We start from the raw sequence: 19,520 nt of genomic DNA on the forward strand, positions 1-19,520 counted from the left end.
CTGTATCGAGTGATGACGCACTAAACATACTCAAGCGAACGCAAACTGGCTCTCAAGGATCTTCGTGATGTCCAAGGACCCTTTACCGGGAATCGCTGGCATCTTTTCAAGCTGGGTCTCGTGGAGCTGCTCCATAAACTGTTCCCGGAAGTCGTCCAAGACATCGTTCTCGGTGTACGTCTCAACCATCGTTTCGCGCACTGCTTTGAACATCGCCCCGGCCTTCGCTGGGATGGTCCCGAAGCTGTCATGGATCAACGCGAAGAACTCCACGCCGTAGCACTCGGAAGCCTTAACGACTGTCTTACGCAGGTGCGACCCGTCTTGACTGTGTACGAAGTTCGGAGAGATACCCGACTCCTGTTTGGCCCCGTCGATTTCGTTGGAATCCCGAACGTTGATCGTTGAGCGCAAGCGAGCAGCACCCAGGAAGATCAGGTCGACCCGGCGTTGCACAGGCACCATGTATTCCTGCCACACAGGGAACCCGTCAGGCGTCACCCAGTACACAGGCATGCACGGCTTCAAGACTTCAGGCTCAGGATTCTTTTTTGTCCGCTTGGTGGCGGTCACTTCAGTAGCCAGCAGCTTTGCAGCCTTTTGGAGCCACAACATGGCCTCAACGGCCTTCACTACGACCAAGCTCACAGAATCCCAAATGAGGTTCGCCATATACCGGGCACATTGCTGTGCATCAGGGAACCACTGTTCACCGTCACCAGCGTCAAGAGCTGGCTGGATGATGTCTTCGCGTACTTGGTCGGTGAACCCAAAAGCCTTGGAGCCATACGCCAGAGTCATTACGGAACGCTTAGTCACCTTCCGGCTGATCCCGTAGCCCATCCAACCAGCGGCCATTGAGCGAGTACCCAACACGCGGCGTTCTGTAATCTCACCGGTCTTCTTGTTCGTCACCACTTCGGTGCTGTCTTCCGTGCCTTCAAGCATGTCCCGTTTGACCGCCTCAATGACTTCCTCAGCAACCAAGCGGTAGATGTCCTGCACCTCATCCGAAGGCAACAAGTTCACAGCACGACCGCCCCGCTCGTCTCTGAGCATCGCGGAGAAGTGCTGAATACCAGAGCAAGACCCATCGAATGCGATAGGCAGTGCCGACTCCCACAGCTCACCGTGTTCAACCACACCGGCCCACTCGAAGCAGAACGCCAGGAAGCAGAAAGGGCTATCCATCTTGGTCCACTCAGGCTGGCCCAGTGGGTCCCGAGCAATCTCAAGGATCAGCTCTTCGTTGTCCTCTACCCACTGCTTGCGCTGACTGAAGTCGACCTTATCGACCCCTGCGCAGTTGGCTCCGTGAATCTTCAGCCACTCAATGCCGTCCTTGCCTACAGGCTCCGCAATGGAAGCCATTAGGAGACCCTTGGTTAGATCGTTGCCTTGTGGATTGAACGAAGGGATGGCGTAAACACGACCGCGCCAATCGAGGTTGTACGGGAAGTAAATGGCCTCGTACTCAGCGAACTTTGTGGCCTGCTCTACGATGAACTCATAGGACAGACGGCGGCTCACTCGGGCCCGGTCCTTGCGGTACACAGTCGATGCGGCTTTCTTCCAGGCCTTAAGGACCTCGGGGTCTTCCTCAATGTCTGCGGGCTTGACCGGCAAGGCTTCCTTGTCAGCGGTAGGAAACTTGTCGATTGGAACGTGCTTCCACTGCATCACCTCCTTGGCGACTTCGAGAACCTTTGCGTTCACCTTCCACGCGGAAGCCTGGGCGATGTTAACGGCCTTGTAGACCTCAGGCATCGATACGTCCTTGTAGCGCTGTAGAGCCTTCTTTGAGCGGACCCGAATCAACGGCACAGGCTTACGCCCCTTCGCCCAGTAGCCACCACCAATCATTCCGGTCCACTCGCGCGGCGGTACGATCATTGGTTGGTAACGCGGAGTAATCTCGGCCAGCGCATATGCACGATTGCATAGCTTTTCGGCCCACTCAGGGGTCAAGTAGATGAACTCGCCGTCTAACTTTGCGTTGCCTGCGTGTTCCCGCTTCATCTCGACCAACTGAGTCGACTCAATGAGCAGCTCCAGGAGCTTCACGCCAATATGAAAGGTGACGTAGTTGTCCAGTGAGTCCCAGGAGGTCCACTTAGTGGTCAGCTCATTAGCGGCCATCATGTGAGCCTCGACCTTCTCCATGAACTTAACTTTGTAGGTGTGGCCGTTGCGCTTGTTGAGTGCTGGGCGGATACGCTTGTTGAAGTGTTCCGCCTCCTGCTCGCGGATACGGCCAAATCTGGCCTCTTCCTCAACCGCCTTACCGAGGGATACTGAAACCTGCTGAACACTCAGCGGGCCTTTCTTGGCGACCATATTTAGAACAGTCTTGACGGTGATTGCCGCGACGTTCTCCGCTTTAACCAGTTGAAGATAAGGCAAGCCAATGTTCTTTCGCTTCACCTTAGTCACTTGATGCTCAACCCAGTCTTCGAACGCCTTAGCCATCAGGGGAATCAGTGAGGCCAGCACAGGCTTAGCTGTGGCGTTGTCAGCGAACTCATTGCGATCAATAGAACGCTCAAGGACTTTCTTAAAGTGATCCTCACCCAGCGTATAGGCTTCATGTTCAAGACTTAACTGAGCCGCTGCAAGGTCTGGCCCGTAGATATTAGAAAGGGTCTCATAGGCCCAGGATGAAACATCAGTGATTGCGCTAAAGTCATGCTTGGTTAGTTGGATGGTTTGGCTTTCTGCGGACACAAGAATCCCTTAGAGGCCACTTGGGCCTCCAACAAAGTTATGAAGAAGTTGGTTAGTTAGTTGGGTGATTTACAGAATTTAGGGCGTAAAGGGTCCTTAGAGGGGACTTAAAGAAGTCTCTAAGTTAAAGGCTCATAGAGTGGGAACAGCAGGGCTGCTTGTAGTGAGGGCTTTTAATTAGGTGGGGGTGTTGCAAACCTTCGATATAACCCGCAGATGAGCCCGTAACCACGAAAGACCAAACCGAGTTCAGTGATTGCTGCGCAGCGATAGGACCGCATGGCGTAGGTAGGAGTGTTGTGTGAGCAAGCTTCTACTGTGGGCATTTGGGGTATCCTTCCGAGCTGGGAGCAGGCTGCTGCTCGCGTTGATGGCTGTGATAGCATGGGATTACGAGGCCTGTTTTCAATCGCAATATGTACAGAGTACATGTACTATTTACACAAACCAACTGCTTTTTGAAGGGAATTTATGGATATTGCTGAGCGCGCTGCACTGCTACTGGGACGAGCGCAATTGAGCGACCTTGCAGCCGCTGGGGATGTTCCGTATGTACGCTGGCAGAATGTGAAGCGCGGTCGGGCAAGAATGGGGTTGGAAGAGATAGAGATCTTGGGGCGTGTGTATCCATCGTATCGCTGGTGGCTGCTGACTGGCGAAGGCGGTAAACCGAAAGGGCCGTTTGAATGTCCTGTGGATAGCTGAGATTCTGCCTTGCATCCACCCTGAGGTAATGGTGGTCTAATATATTGAAGACCACCACGGCGTCATATTGAGTGGTCTCACAGGTGTCTGGTCAATATGTCACGATGGCTTTTGCATCACCGCCATGGTTAGAACCTTAGGTGTAACTTCTATTTTCGTAGGAATACTAAATACGACAGGGCTCCGCAGTTGATCAGACAAAATACGCCCGGTTAACTCTGCAAGCGCAACAGGAGGGTTTATCATAAATATTTTAGGCGTCCGTCGCGTCTCACCCGCCTGTAGTTTCCCCACATTAAACTTCAAGGATATCTCAAACTCCGAAGCCTTTATTAAATACTTTGCAAGCTTAGCATTTGCAAGCAATAGCCCGCGATCAAAAATACTTATATTGTTTTCTTTCTTAGGCCTTTCTAACAAATCATGCTCACTCTTAAACGCGAATAAGGGAGCGGCAGGAAAATTCATAAAAACTTGAATATCATCTGCAAAATGATCCCCCTCATTGCTGATCTCAAGCACAAAGGGCATTCTCCCAGATGACTCTTGTAGATAGGCTGCTAACTGCCGATAGAAGTCAACGTTTGACATAGCAACTATCATACGATGAACAACCCCACGCTCATTCAAAATAGAATAGTCTTCATACTTAGGAAGCAGGGCATACTGAGTATATTTTATTGATAAGTTATCTGTAACGCCTGATTCGGGACACACTACCCTTACTACTAACTTCGGAGCATGCGCAACCGCCTGTGTGACCTTTGAAAAACCCATCTTTGCTATCTCAGAGGGATCTGCAATAGCCGTAGCTGATCCACGACGAACATATACGGTATTAGGCGCTACTCTGCCGTACTGCCGCCTAACAAAAATAGGCCGATCCTGTACAGCAATAGTGTAGAGGCCGAGTCTCACTCCTTCATAACTCAAAGATCTATAAGAAAAATCCACAGGATGATTTGTTTTGCTATTCACAAACTCTTGCAAGCGCGAGTCGTCAATATCCACATCAAGCTCTACTAATTTTCCCGTATCGTTTTCCACCCCGATAAGGATGTAAGCCACCTCTGAACGCCACGCATTGGAAAAGGCCAAAATGTCCTTTAACAATTCCGATTTTTGCCCATCATCAGCACCCGAGAAGGGATACTGCTTAACCTTGTAGTCAAGCGTTGGTCCTTCACCTCGATAAAGCAGCTCTTGTATTAACGTGTCGTCATCCATGTATCACCTATTATTCAATATCTAAAGAGCGCCCCTCCCTACGGGATTTGGCGGAAGCTGAAGTGTGGTTCACGTAAGAGTCATGAGCGAACAGAACACTAAGAACCTTTCTTCCCAGTAGATCGTTTAGATGTACTTTTTACTACGCCGTCGTTCCCAGTTTTAAGCGCCTTGGGCATCTCCGTCTTTGGGGTGTAAGCGGTCCACTCTATCGGTCCAGTCACCTCCGAAATCTTATAAATTACCCGCCGCTGTTTCATACTTTCTACGTGGTTCCACATGCGCAACAGTATTTTGTTAGCCTCTGCACATTCAGCAGCTTCAAGCTCATCGGGCGGGGCCGTGTAAGAGCCCTTCTTAACTTTTCGGCGTGGCCCAGTAGTTTTTACCCACGCAATGATTTCTTGACCAGCCCTCAGTAAGTCGATCTGAGACCCGAGCGGCGCCACAACCTTGGTAACGGTCATGTACTCCCCAGCAATCTCACACCAAAGACTTAAAACATCCTCCCCAGATGCATTGATACCTAAAACATACTCGCGGCGCTCTGGTCGATAGACGACTTCACCGTTACTGAACTGCTGAGTAACAAGAGAAAAACTGAGCTGCGTTACCCGATTACCGGGCGGTGTCTTTTGGTCATCCATAATTTTCGTAGCCAAGATCAGTCGCAAAGATCCCCTTAAGCAACTCGGCAAGAACTTCAACGGGAACCCCTGAGCCGTAGACATCAAAGGTTATTGTTCCTGTAGCGTGGCCCATTACGGCCTGGGCATGAGTGGTGGGAACGCCGCGCTCTTGCATCAGAGACGCCAATGAGTGCCTAAAAGAGTGAAACACCAAGCCCCGCTCATAGGAGTCACCGAGAGCCTCAGGGATCGCTGTCTGATTAGCCCATTCTCCAGCGGGTCTATACGCGATCTGGGCCAGTGCATCAGCACCTGAGAGCCTGCACGACTCTACGTACCGCAGGAAGGCCGCGAGGTCGAAGCCGTAAGCCCCGTCTGTGAGCGGTACTAAACGCTTACTGCGCTTGTTCTTGATTGATTTTCCTTCGCCCACCTCGTTGATATGGATAGCAGTTATCCGTGTGTCCTCAAAGGTCACGACATCCTCTACCGTCAACTGAGAGATTTCATTGAGACGTCCGCCAGTGATTGCACCCAGGCTTAGCAACCAGCGCTTCCACGAGGTCTCAGGGAGTGTGTTCGAGTAAGCAACCAGCTTACCTACCTGAACCTGTGAGAATGCCTTGCGGGTCGACTCAAGGCCCTTAGTGAACTTCAGTTTCTTGTCGTATGACTTTTCGAGGTGACCGTTCTCAACAGCCCAGTTCAGGACAGCAGAAAGCTTCATGAGCATCTGATTGACCGTTGAAGGCTTGCGAGTCGTCACCAAGGCATCTCTAAGGCCCACAAGGTCAGCCCTCGTGTGTGCCCGAAGGTCGAGCGTTCCTAACAACTCACTAAGAACACCATGCGTAAACTTGGTAGTACTCAAGGTGGTGGGTTTCTGTTCCGCTCCGCGCTCTCTCAAGTACATCTCTGAAAGCACCCCAAACGTTAACGCAGGCCCCTTCAGCGCTTTAGGCATGACAGTGGCCCCATGCGTCTCCGCAACACCCTGAGAGCCATTCAGCGGGCCTTCAAGGTTCTTAATGAGGTTCACTAAGGGCACCGAATCGCCCTGTAGCCGTGCCTGTGTAGCAATCATCACTTGCTTAGAATTGGCAAGGTGTTCGTGCTGAATGAGACTCAAGCGGTGAGTAGCTGCGATCTCAGAGAGATTCGTCCCTACGTCCTCGTAGAGGTCGCCCCACAGACTCAGTGAGTGGACATCATGAGCCGTTGATAGGAGACCCTCAGCAACCCACAAAAGGTGTTCTCTCAGCTCCTGCCAGGATGCATCAGGGTTATCCAAGTGGAAGGCCTTCAGGGTCTCTGAGAGGCGTCGTGTAGCGTCCATAGCTGCCTTGCGTTGCGTTGTCTTGAGGGAGACTGAAGAGGTCTTAATGGCACTGCCAGTCTCGCGGAAACGCACATAGTAAACCCCCTCCCTCCTGTACAGATAGGGACGGGCAAGCTTGGTCTTTGGTACAACACTTGGTACAGGGTTTGTAACAAAAGTAGGGTTTATGATCAGCTTCATGGTGGTTAGCCCCTGTATTCATTGGGTTAACCCTTAAGTGCGGCAGTTTTGGATGTATTGCCGGGAGGATCTGCGGAAGTTGAAGCGGATTACGTTGTTGTGGGACTACATACGCGAGGTGACGGAGCAGAATCGGGGGTTGTTGATGGGGGAGACGCGGGAGATGCGGTTTGCGGATTAAAGGGCCAGCAACGACGATTCGCTTTAAATTGCAGGACGATTCCTAGAGAATCTCCAGCCTATTACGCCTTAGGGTTCGAGTCACTAGCCTCCGTACTTCGCTGAAATCAGCGAACGGGTTTAGCGACCCGAACCCGGACACAGCCCCCAACGGCAGGAGCTTCGTGCTCTTCGTTCTCGTGTTATGGCGGCTGTGCGTGGGAGATCTTCGGGTCTGCCGGGTCCTGGGTCCGGTTCGCTAACCTGCGTACAGCTGCCACCCTTTCATGTTTAGCGACATGAACGGGTGGTTCCTAAAACTCCCAGGTATAGATCATGACCAAAATCGTCCCCGATCCACCGCTTTCGTCCTTCACCACCCTCGGCGTCGTCACCTTCGGCGACTACGGCGAAAACGAAAAGCCACTGTTCCGCGTCAACGCGGGCATGCCGCTCGGCGAAGCGCTGGAGCACGCCTCTACCCTGCTTTACTACGCCAAGAAACTCGCGATGGAAGCCGCCATGGATGTGCGCGGCGAGCAATACGCCTGGGCGGCGCATTATCTGTGTGAGATGGGCAAGGCGGTGGTGGATGACTTGACGCAGGCGCTGACGCCGAGCGGTTAAGCGAACACGGTACAAATGTGGGAGGGGGCTTGCTCCCGATAGCAGTGTGACAGCCAACACATCTACTGGATGACACACCGCCATCGGGGGCAAGCCCCCTCCCACATTTGATTGCATTTCATATATTGGAACGGGTGAAGTCGCTTAGTCGGCACTCACCACAATCGACACTCGCCGATTCTCGGTGCGCCCTGCGGCGGTGTCGTTGGCGGTCACCGGCTGGCCGCTGCCCAGGCCGCGCAGTTGGATGTTTTGTTCTTTCATCCCCACGTGGGTCAGCACCGTGGCGACGCTTTTGGCGCGGCGCAGGGACAGTTGCTGGTTATAGCTCTCTTTACCCGAGGTGTCGGTGTGGCCGTCAATGCGCACGCGGTCGATGCCCACGCCCAGCAACGCCTTGCCGATGCGCTCGACGATTTCCGTGCTGGGGGCGTTGAGGCTTTCTACGTCGCTGCCGAACAGTACTTTGCCCGACAGGCCGAACGCCCAGCCGTCGTCGGTCGGTTCGAAGCCTTGTTGCTTGAGGACCGCGACTTGCGCCGGGCTCAGGCCTTTGGGGGGCGCGGTCTGGCAGCCGCTCAGGGCCAACAGGGCCACGAATAAGGTGATAAACACAACGCGTGCGGTCAAGAACAAGGGATCAACTCCTGTGGTGAACGTTGACGACAGGGAGCTCCGTCTCCGCCGTTTGCTGGCCGCCCAGTGACAACCGTTTGGCCTGGTACATCGCCGCATCGGCGGCGTTGAGCAGGGCGCCGGGGGTGGCGCCATGATCGGGGTAGATGGCGATGCCGATGCTCAGGGAGGTTAACACTTCGGTGTTGCCCGGCACCGGGATCGGCACGTCCATGCTGGCAATGATTTTGTCGGCGATGCGCTGGGCATCTTCAACCTTGTGCAGCGGCGACAGCAGGATGGCGAACTCGTCGCCGCCCAGGCGTGCCACCAGGTCATCTTCGCGCAATTGCGCACGCACGCGGGTGGCAACGGCCACCAGCACTGCGTCGCCGGCGGCGTGACCGTAGTTGTCGTTGATGTCTTTGAAGCGGTCACTGTCGAGGAACAGCACCGCCACCCGCTCGTTGGCCTTGGCGGCGCAGCGCAGGGCACGGATCAAACGGCCTTCGAAGAACGCGCGGTTGGGCAGGCCGGTCAGGCTGTCGTGGTTGGCCTGGTGGGTAAGGCTTTCGTTTTCGCTTTGCAGGTGGTTTTGCCAGGCTTGCATTTCTTCCAGCAGGGCATTGAAGTCGTTGCCCAGGCTGTCGAGTTCGGCGATTTGTGCCGGTGGCACGCGGCGGTCAAAGTCGCGTTCGACGCGCGCGGCATGGGCCACCGTCGCGAGGCTATGCAACGGCCCGGTAATCCCGCGCAACAGGCGCCGCGCCAAATACAGGCCGACCCAGGCGCTGAGGGCGGTGCAGATCAGAATCCCGGCCAGGCCGCTGAGCAAAAAGCGCAACAGACTGGCGCCGTGACCCGTCAGGTGAATGCTGCCGATGGTGCGCCCCTGGTGAACGATCGGCTGGCTGATCGGCTGTTCGAGCAGGGAGTGGGCCAATTGCAGTTCGACCCGGGACAGCATCCCGGTTTCCGGCCGTAGCCACTGCGCCAACAGCTGGCCGTTGGCATCGAAGACTTGGGCCTCGGCCACTTCTTCGGTGGCGGCGATCAGGCTAAGAGCCTCGGTGGCCGCCGCACGGTCGTTGAACACCACCGCCGCTTCCACGGTGTAATTGATGGAACGCGCGATCAGGTCCAGGTTGTGCTCCGCGTAGACGCGCAACGCCAGCACCCCGAGCAGGGTCAGGGACACACTGGCCAGCGTCACCGCCACCAGCGCCAGGATCAAGTGCCCGCGACCGATGACCGAGCGCAGCGTCGGTCGCACGTTTTCGTTGCTCATGGCGTCGGCGCTCGACGGCGCGACAGCTGCAACACGCTGGGGTGAATGCGCACGCCGCTGCGGGCCACGGAGTCGAGGTTGACCTCGAACGACACCTGCTCATCGCCCACGCGCAGGCAAAACAGGCTGCCGACGGTGCATTGGCCGCCGCCTTCGCTGATGCTCAGCACCGGGTGGCCCATCAATGAAGCAAACAAACGGCTGCGCTCATCGACACTGAGTTCGCCGATGTACACGGCGTCGCAGGCATTGACGATATCGGGGTTGTCGGCCAGCAGGCGCTGCACCACCACCGGGCGACCGGTGGCCTGAGTGGTGCCTTTGACCAAATCGTCGGTGTACTGGGTCGGCCCGACGATGCACAGGCGCAATTGCGTCGGTTCCACTGGCCAGCGCGCATAACTGAGGATGCCCAGCACCACCTGGGTCACCGCCTGGGCACGGGAATCGGCCATGCCGACGGGGCTGGCCGTCTCGGCAAAAGCACGCACCGCGAGCAGCCAGAGTACCGCCATCAGTAACACGCGTCTCCAGCTCAAGCGATACCCTGTGGGCGAGACAGCCACGTTCATGCAGCGACTCTCTTAGATGTTAGCGAGGGGTGATGCCGCAACGATAGCACAGCGGCGGAAAGCCCCACGAGGCAACGCCTCAAAGGGTCCCGCTATTTTTTCAGAAAAATCAGACGTTCGAATCAGAAATACCTAAGGGCCGATCAGTCCGTTTTTCCTGGCTCATGGCCCAACTCCAGCATCAACCCGCTCAGGCGCTTGACCTTGCGCCGCACGGCTTCCTCAAATACCCCGCCGCGTGGCTCGATCAGGCTGAACCAGCGCTTGGCGCGGGTGATGCCGGTGTAGATCAGCTCTTTGGTGAGCACCGGGTTCAACGCATCCGGCAGGATCAACGCGGTGTGGGTGAACTCGGAGCCCTGGGATTTGTGTACGGTCATGGCGTACACGGTTTCCACGTCGTTGAGCCGGCTGGGCAGCACAAAGCGCACGCCGCCCTGGCCGTCGTTACGTGGGAAGGCCACGCGCAACACGTGGGAGCCGCCGTCGCTTTCGGGCAGCTTCAGGGCGATGCCGATATCGCCGTTCATCAGGCCCAGGCCGTAATCGTTGCGAGTCATCAGCACCGGGCGGCCTTCGTACCATTGCTCATCGCTGTCGATCAGCCGCGCTTTGCGCAAGGCGGCGGTGATGCGCAGGTTCAGCCCTTCCACGCCCCAAGGGCCCTTGCGCACGGCGCAGAGCAGTTGGAAGGCGTCAAAGGCTTGCAGCAGTTGTTGTGCCCAGTGGGTCCAGGCGGGGTCGTCACGCAGGGTGTCGGCCGGTGGACGCGCAGCGTGCAGCAGGTTCAGGTAAGCACGATAGCCTTCGGCGCCGTCGCCCGGCCCATCCAGCACCAGGCGCTCCAGTGCGTGGTCGTGTTCGCCCTTGAGGCTGACGCAGAACAAATCGCGGTGGCTGCCGGCGGCCAGCAACCGCCGCGCTTCTTCGGCGTTTTGCTGGTTGACCCAGCGCGCCAGTTGGCCGATGCCGCTGCCTTCGCCGAAGCGCCGCGAGTAGCGCAGCATCACCACTTGCTGGGCCAGCGGGTGGCTGCCGTCGCGGTCTTCCTGCAGGCCGCTGCTGCTGAGGTCTTCGCCGCTGACCGCTTGTAGCCATTGGCGGGTGTCGGGGCTGTACCAGCCGGCCTCGGCGTCGCGGCACAGGTCGCCAAGTACGGCGCCGGCCTCGACCGAGGCGAGCTGGTCCTTGTCGCCCAGCAGCACCAAGCGTGCGTGGGGCGGCAAGGCGTCGAGCAGGTTGGCCATCATTTCCAGGTCAATCATCGAGGCTTCATCCACCACCAGCACATCCAGCGGCAATGGATTGCCCAGGTGGTGACGGAAATGGCGGGTGCCCGGGCGGCTGCCCAACAGGCGGTGGACGGTGGTGACCTGGGTCGGGATTTTTTCGCGCACGCTGTCAGGCACTTTCAGCGACAGCACTTGCTGGCTGATGGATTCGGTGAGCCGTGCGGCGGCTTTACCGGTGGGCGCCGCCAGACGAATGCGCAACGGGCTGCCGGCTTCCACGGCCGGCGCCTGCAACAGGGCGAGCAGGCGCACCACGGTGGTGGTCTTGCCGGTGCCGGGGCCGCCGGTGACGATACTGAAGGCACCACGCGTGGCCAGGGCGCAGGCGAGTTTCTGCCAGTCGATCACGCCATCCGGCGGCGGTTGGTCGAACAGGCCATTCAGGCGCTGGGGCAGATCGGCGGCGAGGTTTTCTTCTGTGGCCAGGCGCAAGCGCAAGGCGCTGTCGATGCGCCGTTCGTAGGTCCAATAGCGGCGCAGGTACAGGCGTTTGCCGGACAGCACCAACGGGCGGCTTTGCGCGGCCTCGCTGCCGTCGACAGCCAACGCGACCAACGGGCTGGTGGCCAGGGCGTGGCACCAATGGCCGCCGTCCAGGCCATCGAGCAGTTGCGACGGCAGCAGCATGGCGCCGGTTTGCAGGTCGCCTTCGGGCGGCAGCGACAGGGCGAAATCCGGCGCCTTGAGGGTTTCGAACAGGTCCAGGCACACATGACCGTGGCCCAGTTGATGGCTGGTCAGGGCCGCAGCCAGCAACACCAAGGGGTCGGCCTGTGGATCGAGTTCGTGCAGAAAGCCGACGAACGCCTTATCCAGCGCGCGCAGCCAGCCACGCTCGACCCACCGCTCGAACAGTTGCACCAGGTCGGCGGCGCGGCTGAGGGGCATCAGCGCCTCCAGCGGTAACGGCGACAGGCTCATAGCAACACTCCTTGTTCCCAGGCGGGCTCAGCCTTGGGCGGTAACGATTGGCCTTGGAACATCAGGTCCAGGCTCTCGATCAGCGCGCGTGGCGGCCGCGTGAAGTACGCCCCCTGGCTGGCGGCCCGAGTGCCGCGCAGGAACAGATAGAGCGCGCCGCCGACATGCCGGTCGTAGTCGTAATCCGCCAGGCGCGCCTTGAGTTGGCGATGCAGGGCCAGCAGGTAAAGCACGTATTGCAGGTCGTACCGATGCTCAAGGATCGACTGTTCCATGGCTTGCTGGGTGTAGGCCGAATCATCGGGGCCGAGCCAGTTGGATTTGTAGTCGGCCACGTAATAACGGCCGTCGTGTTCGAAGGTCAGGTCGATAAAGCCCTTGAACATGCCGTTGAGCAACACCGGTTCTGCCGCGACGCGGGAGACGCCGTTGTGGGTGTACTCGCACACCAGCTTGTCGAGGGCGAGCACGTCGACTTTATGGCTGGCGAACCAGAACTCCATTTCGATCTGGTAGTGCTGCAGGCCGCTGAGCGTGACCTGATCGTTATCCAGCGGCAGTGGCGTTTGCAGCAGATGGCCGAGCCAACCGCTGAGGGTCATGATCCAGCCTTCCCAATTGCGGCGGTTGCAGCGCGCGCCCACGGCCTTTTCGATCGCCTGCGCGGTCACGTCGAAACCGTCTTCGCCCGCCCATTCCAGGAGTCCATGGAGGAAGGTGCCGGGGTTAGGACCGCGTGGGAAACGGTGAATATCACTGCCCGACGCCGCCACTTCACGCGGTGCGTCAGGGTCGAGGCGTTCGTCGTCGAACAGCTTCTGGGCTTGTGGGCTTTCCGGCGCTTCGAGGCTGGCGGCGCTCATGCTGTCGCCGATGCGCAAAGCGCTGTAGGACGCGATCCACCAGTTTTCCGCAGCCTTGCGCTTGGGCAGCAGGGGCGCCAGCAACGTGGCTTCGTTACGCGGCGGGTAGAAGAGGCTGGCTTGTGATTCGGGCACCGGCGCGTAATGCACGGCGCAACAGCCTTCCTGTAGATCCAGCAACCAGCGCGCCAAGCCGGCGGACTCAGCCAGCGCGGCACCGGCGCCGAGCAAATAGCCCAGGGCCGACAGGTGCAGCACGGAGCTGTTGTTATTGCCGCGCTTGAGGTCGGCAATACCCAGCCAGCACGCGTGTTTGGCGCGGGTCAGGGCGACGTAGAACAGACGCAGGTCTTCCGCCAGGCGCTCGTCATCGGCCTGGGCGATCAACTCGGTGGTCGGGCGCAGGCTGACCTGCGATTTGCCGTTGGCATCGTGGTAATGCAGCGGCAAGCGGCTGCCATCCACCGGTTTGGCCGAGCAGATGAAGGGCAGGAACACCAGGTCGTATTCCAGGCCCTTGGATTTGTGGATGGTCACCACCTTGACCAGTTGCTCGTCGCTTTCCAGGCGCAGGATCTGTTCTTCACCGGCCTGCCCCGACAGCGCGAGGTGTTCGGCCAGGTGGCGGATCAAGGCCTGTTCGCCGTCCAGTTCGGAGGCCGCCTGTTGCAGCAGTTCGCTGAGGTGCAACAGGTTGGTCAGCACGCGCTCGCCATCACTGCGGGCGATCAGGGTTTGCGGCAGTTTGAAGTCGTGCAGCAGGCGACGCAGCATCGGCAGCACGCCTTGGCTGCGCCAGATCGCACGGTAGCCGCGGAACTGCATCACCCGGCTTTCCCACGCCAGTTCGTCCTGGTTCAGACGCTCAAGCTCGGGCAGTGACAGGTTCAAGGTGACGCAGGCCAGCGCGGCGCGCAGCGGGCGTTCGACGTCGGGCTCAGCGCAGGCCTTGAGCCAGGCCAGCAGGTCGTGCGCCTCCTGGGCGGCGAACACCGAGTCCTTGTCCGACAGGTACACGCTGCGCACGCCACGGGCGGCCAACTCGCCGCGCACGGCTTGGGCTTCTTTGCCGTCGCGCACGAGGATGGCGATGTCCGACGGCAACACGCCGTTGAAGCTGCCGTCTGCTTGTAGGAAACCCGCACTGCCTTGCTGCCCTCCGTTGAGCAACTCGACAATCTGTGTGGCGCAGGCAGCGGCCAGTTGCTGACGATAAACCGCGTTGGACATCGGCTGATCGGTGGGCAGGTGCCAGAGGTTCAGCGCGGGTAGCGTCTGACCATCGACCTGCAGTTGCTCCTTGCGGCCTTGGGACAGCACCGGCTGGAACGGCACCGGGTTTTCGCCACTCGGCTTACGGAACAGAAACGCGCCACGGCCGGTTTCCGCACGCTGGAACACATGGTTGACCGCCTCGACCATCGGGTGGCTGGAGCGGAAGTTGGTGCCCAGGGTGTGGTGGCGGCCGGTGGTGGATTGGCGTGCGCGCAGGTAGGTGTAGATGTCGGCGCCGCGGAAGGCGTAGATCGCTTGCTTGGGGTCGCCGATCAGGAACAGGCCGCTGTCGAGGTGGTTTTCTTCGATGCGGTAGATGCTGTCGAAGATGCTGTACTGCACCGGATCGGTGTCCTGGAATTCGTCGATCAGGGCGACCGGGAACTGCTCGCGGATCACACTGGCCAGACGCTCGCCGCCGTCGGTTTGCAGGGCGGCGTTGAGGCGGATCAGCATGTCGTCGAAGCCCATTTCGGCGCGCCGGCGTTTTTCATCTTCGAAGCGTTTGCCGACCCACGCGGCGGCGTGTTGCAACACGGCGGCGTCGGGGGTTGGCAACGCATCCAGGCTGGCCTTGAGGCTGGCCATGGCGTCGATGCCCGGGTGATGCGGCGGCTCGCCCTTCCAGGCTTCGGCCATGCCGTCCGGGGTCAGGCGGGTGAAGCCGGTGCCGATGTCCAGCTGTTCGAGGGCTTCGTCAGCGGCCCAGGCGCTGATTTTTTCGAACCAGGGTTCGAAGTAACGCGCTTGCATCTTGCGCCCATCGACGGCTTTGGCGGCGACGGCTTGCAGGCAGAGGTCGCGCAACTCGCCGGCCCATTGCTGCCACGGCGCTTTGAGGGCGACCAGGGCGTCGCGGCGTTCCTGCAGGCACGCGCTGATCAGCTCGGCCGGCTCGCGGCTTTCACCGGTGGGCCGTTCGCTGCCAAACAGCGCGCGCACCCGTGGCATCAGCGCGGCCGGGCCGCCCCAGTTGTTGCGGACCCAGTTGAGCGCATCGTCGTGCATCGGGTAGCAGAACAGGCGCCAGTAGTCACGCAGCACTTCGCCGAGCAGGTCGCTGTGGTCGGTTTCCAGGGTCTGGGTGAACAGACTACCGCTGTCGAAGGCGTGTTCGCGCAGCATGCGCTGGCACCAACTGTGGATGGTCGAAACGGCGGCTTCGTCCATCCATTGCGCAGCGATGTCCAGACGGTTGGCGCAGGCGGGCCACTGCTCGGGCGCGTATTGATCGCGCAGTTCGGCGATCAGGGCGTCGGGCGGTTGGATCTCATCGCGGAAGAACCGCGCAGCTTCGGCCAGGCGGATGCGGATGCGTTCGCGCAGCTCTTTGGTGGCGGCGTCGGTGAAGGTCACCACGAGGATCTGCGGCGGTAACAGTTCGCGGCCGAAGCCGGCGTCATCGCCACCGTGACCGAGCACCAGGCGCAGGTACAGGGCAGAAATGGTGAAGGTCTTGCCGGTGCCGGCGCTGGCTTCAATCAGCTGGCTGCCTTTGAGCGGGAAGGCCAGGGCCAAGGGTTTGCTGCTCATGCGCCGGCCTCCTCGCCAGTGAGTGATCGCCAGGGGGCGTTGATCAGGGGGCGATACAGGGTTTCGCACCAGCCTTCGAATTCTTCGCTGGCCACCAGGGCCGCGTAGTCGGGGAATTGCCGGGTGAGCGCGGGGGTTTCGCGGCGTTCGCCATCGGTGTTGATGCCATCACCTTCGTAGGCTTTACTCGCGGCCGCCGCGGCTTTGGCCGGGTCGGTTTGACCGAGCCAGGCGAACGCGGTTTTGACCGCGACGGGCAGCGGTTTCGCCATGCCGATGTGCCAGGCCAGCAGCAGGTCGCCGAGGATGTCCCGGGCGCTGGAGGGCTCCAACGGGGCCAGCAGCAAGGTGTCGTCACTGGCCACCAGCGCGGTACTCAACGGCAGGCCGCAGGCGCAGGCGACCAGGTGGTTGACCCAAGGGCGAATCAGCCGATGCCACTTGCGGGTCTTGATCGAACCGATGCTGTTGGGGATCGTGGTGACACTCAACAACCCGCCGTCACTACGCCGATGCAGGCCGCTGATCCAGCCTTCGAGCTGAATGCCTTGATGCTCGAAACTGATCGGTTCCGCCCCAGTGTGTGGCGTGGGCCAAAGGGCCAGCAGTTGTTGATAGCGTTGCAGCAGGCCAGGCAAGGGCTCGATCAGTTCGTTGCGCAGGCACTCGCCGAAACCGACCATGGGCAGCAGGCCACTGCCTTGCAGGCGACGGGCCTGGGCGCTGAGCGCCTGGTCGATATGATCGGGCTGGCTCAGCGCAGCGTTCAGCAAACTGTCGCTCAAGCTGTAGCGTTGTAGGGCATCGAGGACAAAGGGTTCCTCATCGGCCAGCGGCACTTCGGCGGCTTCGAAGAATACTTTCAGACGCTGGCTGAAGAAGTGTTTGACCGGGTTGCGCAGGAAGTCCTGCAACTGGCCGAGGCTCAGGGGTTCTTCCTGTTGATGGGCAGCGAGTTCGGTGTTGTCCGCCGGCGCATCGGTCACCTCGTGTAGCAACTGCCATTCGCGGGCGTAGCTGAACAGCGGGTCACCGGTGTGGAAGTAGCGCGCACTGAAGGGCTGGAGCGGGTGTTCCTGGGTCATTGCGTCAAGCAGCGGTGCGTCGCTTTGGGCGTGGTGCCAGCCGCTGGCGAGATGGTCGCGCAGTTGGCCGATCAATACCGATGCCGGGCGCTCGCTGTTGTCACGAATGCTGCGGCCGACCCAACTGATGTAGAGCTGGTCGCGGGCTGACAGCAGGGCTTCGAGCAGCAGGTAACGATCGTCTTCGCGACGTGAGCGGTCGCCGGGGCGGTAGTCGCTGCCCATTAGGTCGAAATCCAGCGGGGGTTGTGCGCGGGGGTAGTCGCCGTCATTCATGCCGAGCAGGCAGACGAGCTTGAACGGGATCGCGCGCATCGGCATCAGGGTGCAAAAATTGACAGCTCCGGCGAGAAAGCGCTGGGACAGGCGCCCTTGGTCAAGGCCGGCGAGCCACGCCTCGCGGACTACGGTGAGCGGTAACTCGTCCTGCAGGCCGACGGACTCGCAGGTTTCCAGCCAGGTTTCCCTGAGCTGTTCGAGCTGGCCCAACAGGTAGTCATCGTGTTCGCTGCTGGGCAGGAAAAACAGCTGCATCAAGCGTTGCAGGCGCTCGCCCCATTCTTGCGGAACCGCAGGTTGTGACAAGGCTTGATGGGCGTCGCTGAGTGCGTCGAGCAACGCGACCAGCGGACCGATCAAGGCCGCGTCGAGGCCACCGATTTCGTCGTAGGGCTCGATACCGTCGCAGGCGACACCCGTGCCCACGGCATAACCCAGCAGCATCCGCCGCAAACCAAATCGCCAGCTGTTTTGCTCGAGTTCGTGGGGCAGGCCAAGACCGGCACGCTGCTCGGCGTTGAGGCCCCAGCGGATGCCGGCGCCTTCGATCCAACGATGCAGCGTGGGCAGGTCGCGTTCCTTGATGGCGAAGCGCTCGCGCAGAGCCGGGACGTCGAGCAGGTCAAGAATTTCACTGACCGGAAAGCGGCTGTCGGGGAGCTTGAGCAGGTGTTCGACGGCGATCAGCAGCGGGTCGCGGCCGCGTTGGCCTTGGTCGGTGAGGGTGAAGGGGATGAAGCGTGGATCGCTGCGGTCCAACTGGCCGAACACTGCACGAATGTGCGGCGCGTAGCTGTCGACGTCGGGGACCATGATGATGATGTCGCGGGGACGCAACGCGGGGTCGGCGCTGAAGCGTTGGAGCAGTTGGTCGTGGAGGATTTCCACTTCGCGTTGGGCGCTGTGGGCGATGTGAAAGCGGATGGAGGTATCGCGCTGCAGATCGACGGCGGGCCATACGTCACGGGTTTCGTTGAGGGGGCGCAGTTCGAGGATATCGTCCTGGAGCTGGTTGAGCAGTGTGGTCGGTTCGCTGTCGCTGAACAGGTCGATGCGGCCGTCGCGAAATGCAGCGCGGTAGCTGTTGGGATCGTCGTAGCTGTCGAGCAGGCTAATGTAGTCACGGCCCTGTTTGCCCCAGGCGGCGAGCAACGGATGCGCATGCTGGTGCAGGGTCTGCGGATCGATGGTGACCGGCATGCCGGCTTTGCGTGCTTGGCGTTTGTATTCGTTACGCAGCAAATCTTTGTCGGCCACGATGTCGGACCAATGGTGGCGACAGGGGTTGTGCACGCAGAGCAGGACCTGACTGAAGCGCGCCAGGCCGGCGAGCGCTTCGAGTGCTTGCGCGGGCAATGAGGAAATGCCAAAAACAATCACTCGAGAAGGCAGCCCTGGCGGCGCTTGCTCAAGGCTGTTGATCCGTTCGATAAAGCGCTGATGCACACCGGCGCGGCTTTGCGCCATGCCCGCTTCCCCCACATCCAGCAGCAGGGCACGCCATAATTCGGCTTGCCAGCAGTTCGCGGCGTCGAGGGGTTTGGATTCGCCTCGGCCGTTACGCAGTTGATGGCGGCCAGCGGCCCAATCTTCCAGCCAGTCGGCGCGATAGACCTGATATTGGTCGAACAGGTCTGCCAATCGTTCGGCGAGCTGGTAGCGTTTGCGCAGGTCGCTGTCGTCCGTGAGGAAGCGCTGCAGCGGCTCGAAGTACGGTTGATTGATCAGCTCGGGGAGCAGGCGCATCAGGCGCCAAGTCAGCGGGGCTTTATCGAGCAGGGACTTGGGCGGGATTTCGTCGCGCCCCAGGACCATGCGATAGAGCTGCCACATGAAGCTACCGGGCAGTTGCACGTCGATCGCCGCAGCAATGCCGCAGCCGCCCATGTCGTCATCTTCCGGATCTTCGGCCAGGGCCAGTTTGAGCCATTGGGCGATGCCGTTGCTCTGTACCAGGGCGATTTCATTTTCCAGAGGGGCCAGGGGATAACGGCGCATCCAACTGACCACCAGGCTGCGCAATTCGTCCAGGCGGTTGCCGTGAACCACCATGAATCCTGCGCTGAGAGGCGTCGCATCCGGCATAACGGCTTCCTTGGCAAAAGCAAAATCGAGGCGTGGACTTTAGCACTGAAGACTATCGCGATGAGCCTCTTCGCACTTTTCGAGCGGACAAACAAAACCCCTGTCTGCGTAAGCAAACAGGG

General features: G+C 59.6%; 11 protein-coding genes and 1 pseudogene. 2 read left to right on the forward strand and 10 right to left on the reverse strand.

Annotated features, from left to right (window positions below; all coding sequences use genetic code 11):
- Positions 1–30 precede the first annotated feature (30 nt).
- The 4 genes from ACS5Q8_RS24430 to ACS5Q8_RS24445 all read right to left on the reverse strand — a co-directional run bounded on the left by ACS5Q8_RS24430 (position 31) and on the right by ACS5Q8_RS24445 (position 6,804).
- Complete coding sequence (locus tag ACS5Q8_RS24430; protein WP_465159517.1) at positions 31–2,724, reverse strand: DNA-directed RNA polymerase; 2,694 nt, start codon at positions 2,722–2,724, stop codon at positions 31–33.
- An 804-nt stretch (positions 2,725–3,528) separates the two neighbouring features.
- The gene (locus ACS5Q8_RS24435) at positions 3,529–4,656 is read right to left on the reverse strand and encodes an AlbA family DNA-binding domain-containing protein (protein WP_465159518.1); all 1,128 of its coding nucleotides are present in this window, start codon (positions 4,654–4,656) and stop codon (positions 3,529–3,531) included.
- Positions 4,657–4,754: 98 nt separating this feature from the next.
- The gene (locus ACS5Q8_RS24440; RefSeq protein ID WP_465159519.1) at positions 4,755–5,303 is read right to left on the reverse strand and encodes a hypothetical protein; all 549 of its coding nucleotides are present in this window, start codon (positions 5,301–5,303) and stop codon (positions 4,755–4,757) included.
- Positions 5,296–6,804, reverse strand: coding sequence for a tyrosine-type recombinase/integrase (locus tag ACS5Q8_RS24445; protein WP_465159520.1), 1,509 nt, complete (start codon positions 6,802–6,804; stop codon positions 5,296–5,298). The genes ACS5Q8_RS24440 and ACS5Q8_RS24445 overlap by 8 nt, the downstream gene beginning before the upstream one ends.
- Before the next feature lie 40 nt (positions 6,805–6,844).
- On the opposite strand from ACS5Q8_RS24445, the pseudogene ACS5Q8_RS24450 reads away from it, so the two are divergent.
- Positions 6,845–6,985 (forward strand): annotated as a pseudogene (locus ACS5Q8_RS24450) (LysR family transcriptional regulator); the annotation flags it as partial.
- 314 nt (positions 6,986–7,299) lie between these two features.
- Positions 7,300–7,590 carry a DUF3077 domain-containing protein gene (locus ACS5Q8_RS24455; protein ID WP_247404237.1) on the forward strand — a complete coding sequence of 97 codons (291 nt, stop codon included), beginning with the start codon at positions 7,300–7,302 and terminating at the stop codon, positions 7,588–7,590.
- 144 nt (positions 7,591–7,734) lie between these two features.
- On the opposite strand, the gene yfiB is transcribed toward ACS5Q8_RS24455, so the two are convergent.
- The 6 genes from yfiB to recC all read right to left on the reverse strand — a co-directional run bounded on the left by yfiB (position 7,735) and on the right by recC (position 19,398).
- Entirely contained in the window at positions 7,735–8,226 is a 492-nt protein-coding gene (gene yfiB, locus ACS5Q8_RS24460) for an outer membrane lipoprotein YfiB (protein ID WP_443700901.1), read from the reverse strand.
- A 4-nt stretch (positions 8,227–8,230) separates the two neighbouring features.
- Positions 8,231–9,493: a diguanylate cyclase DgcN/YfiN gene (dgcN, locus tag ACS5Q8_RS24465; protein WP_247404242.1), complete on the reverse strand. Its 1,263-nt coding sequence runs from the start codon at positions 9,491–9,493 to the stop codon at positions 8,231–8,233.
- Positions 9,490–10,065: a regulatory sequestration protein YfiR gene (gene yfiR, locus ACS5Q8_RS24470; RefSeq protein WP_247404246.1), complete on the reverse strand. Its 576-nt coding sequence runs from the start codon at positions 10,063–10,065 to the stop codon at positions 9,490–9,492. The genes dgcN and yfiR overlap by 4 nt, the downstream gene beginning before the upstream one ends.
- Positions 10,066–10,208: 143 nt before the next feature.
- Positions 10,209–12,278, reverse strand: a complete 2,070-nt coding sequence (gene recD / locus ACS5Q8_RS24475) for an exodeoxyribonuclease V subunit alpha (protein ID WP_443693816.1) — start codon at positions 12,276–12,278, stop codon at positions 10,209–10,211.
- Complete coding sequence (recB, locus tag ACS5Q8_RS24480) at positions 12,275–15,949, reverse strand: exodeoxyribonuclease V subunit beta (RefSeq protein WP_465159521.1); 3,675 nt, start codon at positions 15,947–15,949, stop codon at positions 12,275–12,277. Before recB ends, recD begins: the two co-directional genes overlap by 4 nt.
- On the reverse strand, positions 15,946–19,398 hold the full coding sequence (gene recC / locus ACS5Q8_RS24485) for an exodeoxyribonuclease V subunit gamma (protein WP_426100272.1): 3,453 nt from the start codon (positions 19,396–19,398) through the stop codon (positions 15,946–15,948). The genes recB and recC overlap by 4 nt, the downstream gene beginning before the upstream one ends.
- Between the last annotated feature and the right edge of the window lie 122 nt (positions 19,399–19,520).

Source organism: Pseudomonas sp. PAMC25584, assembly GCF_058135675.1.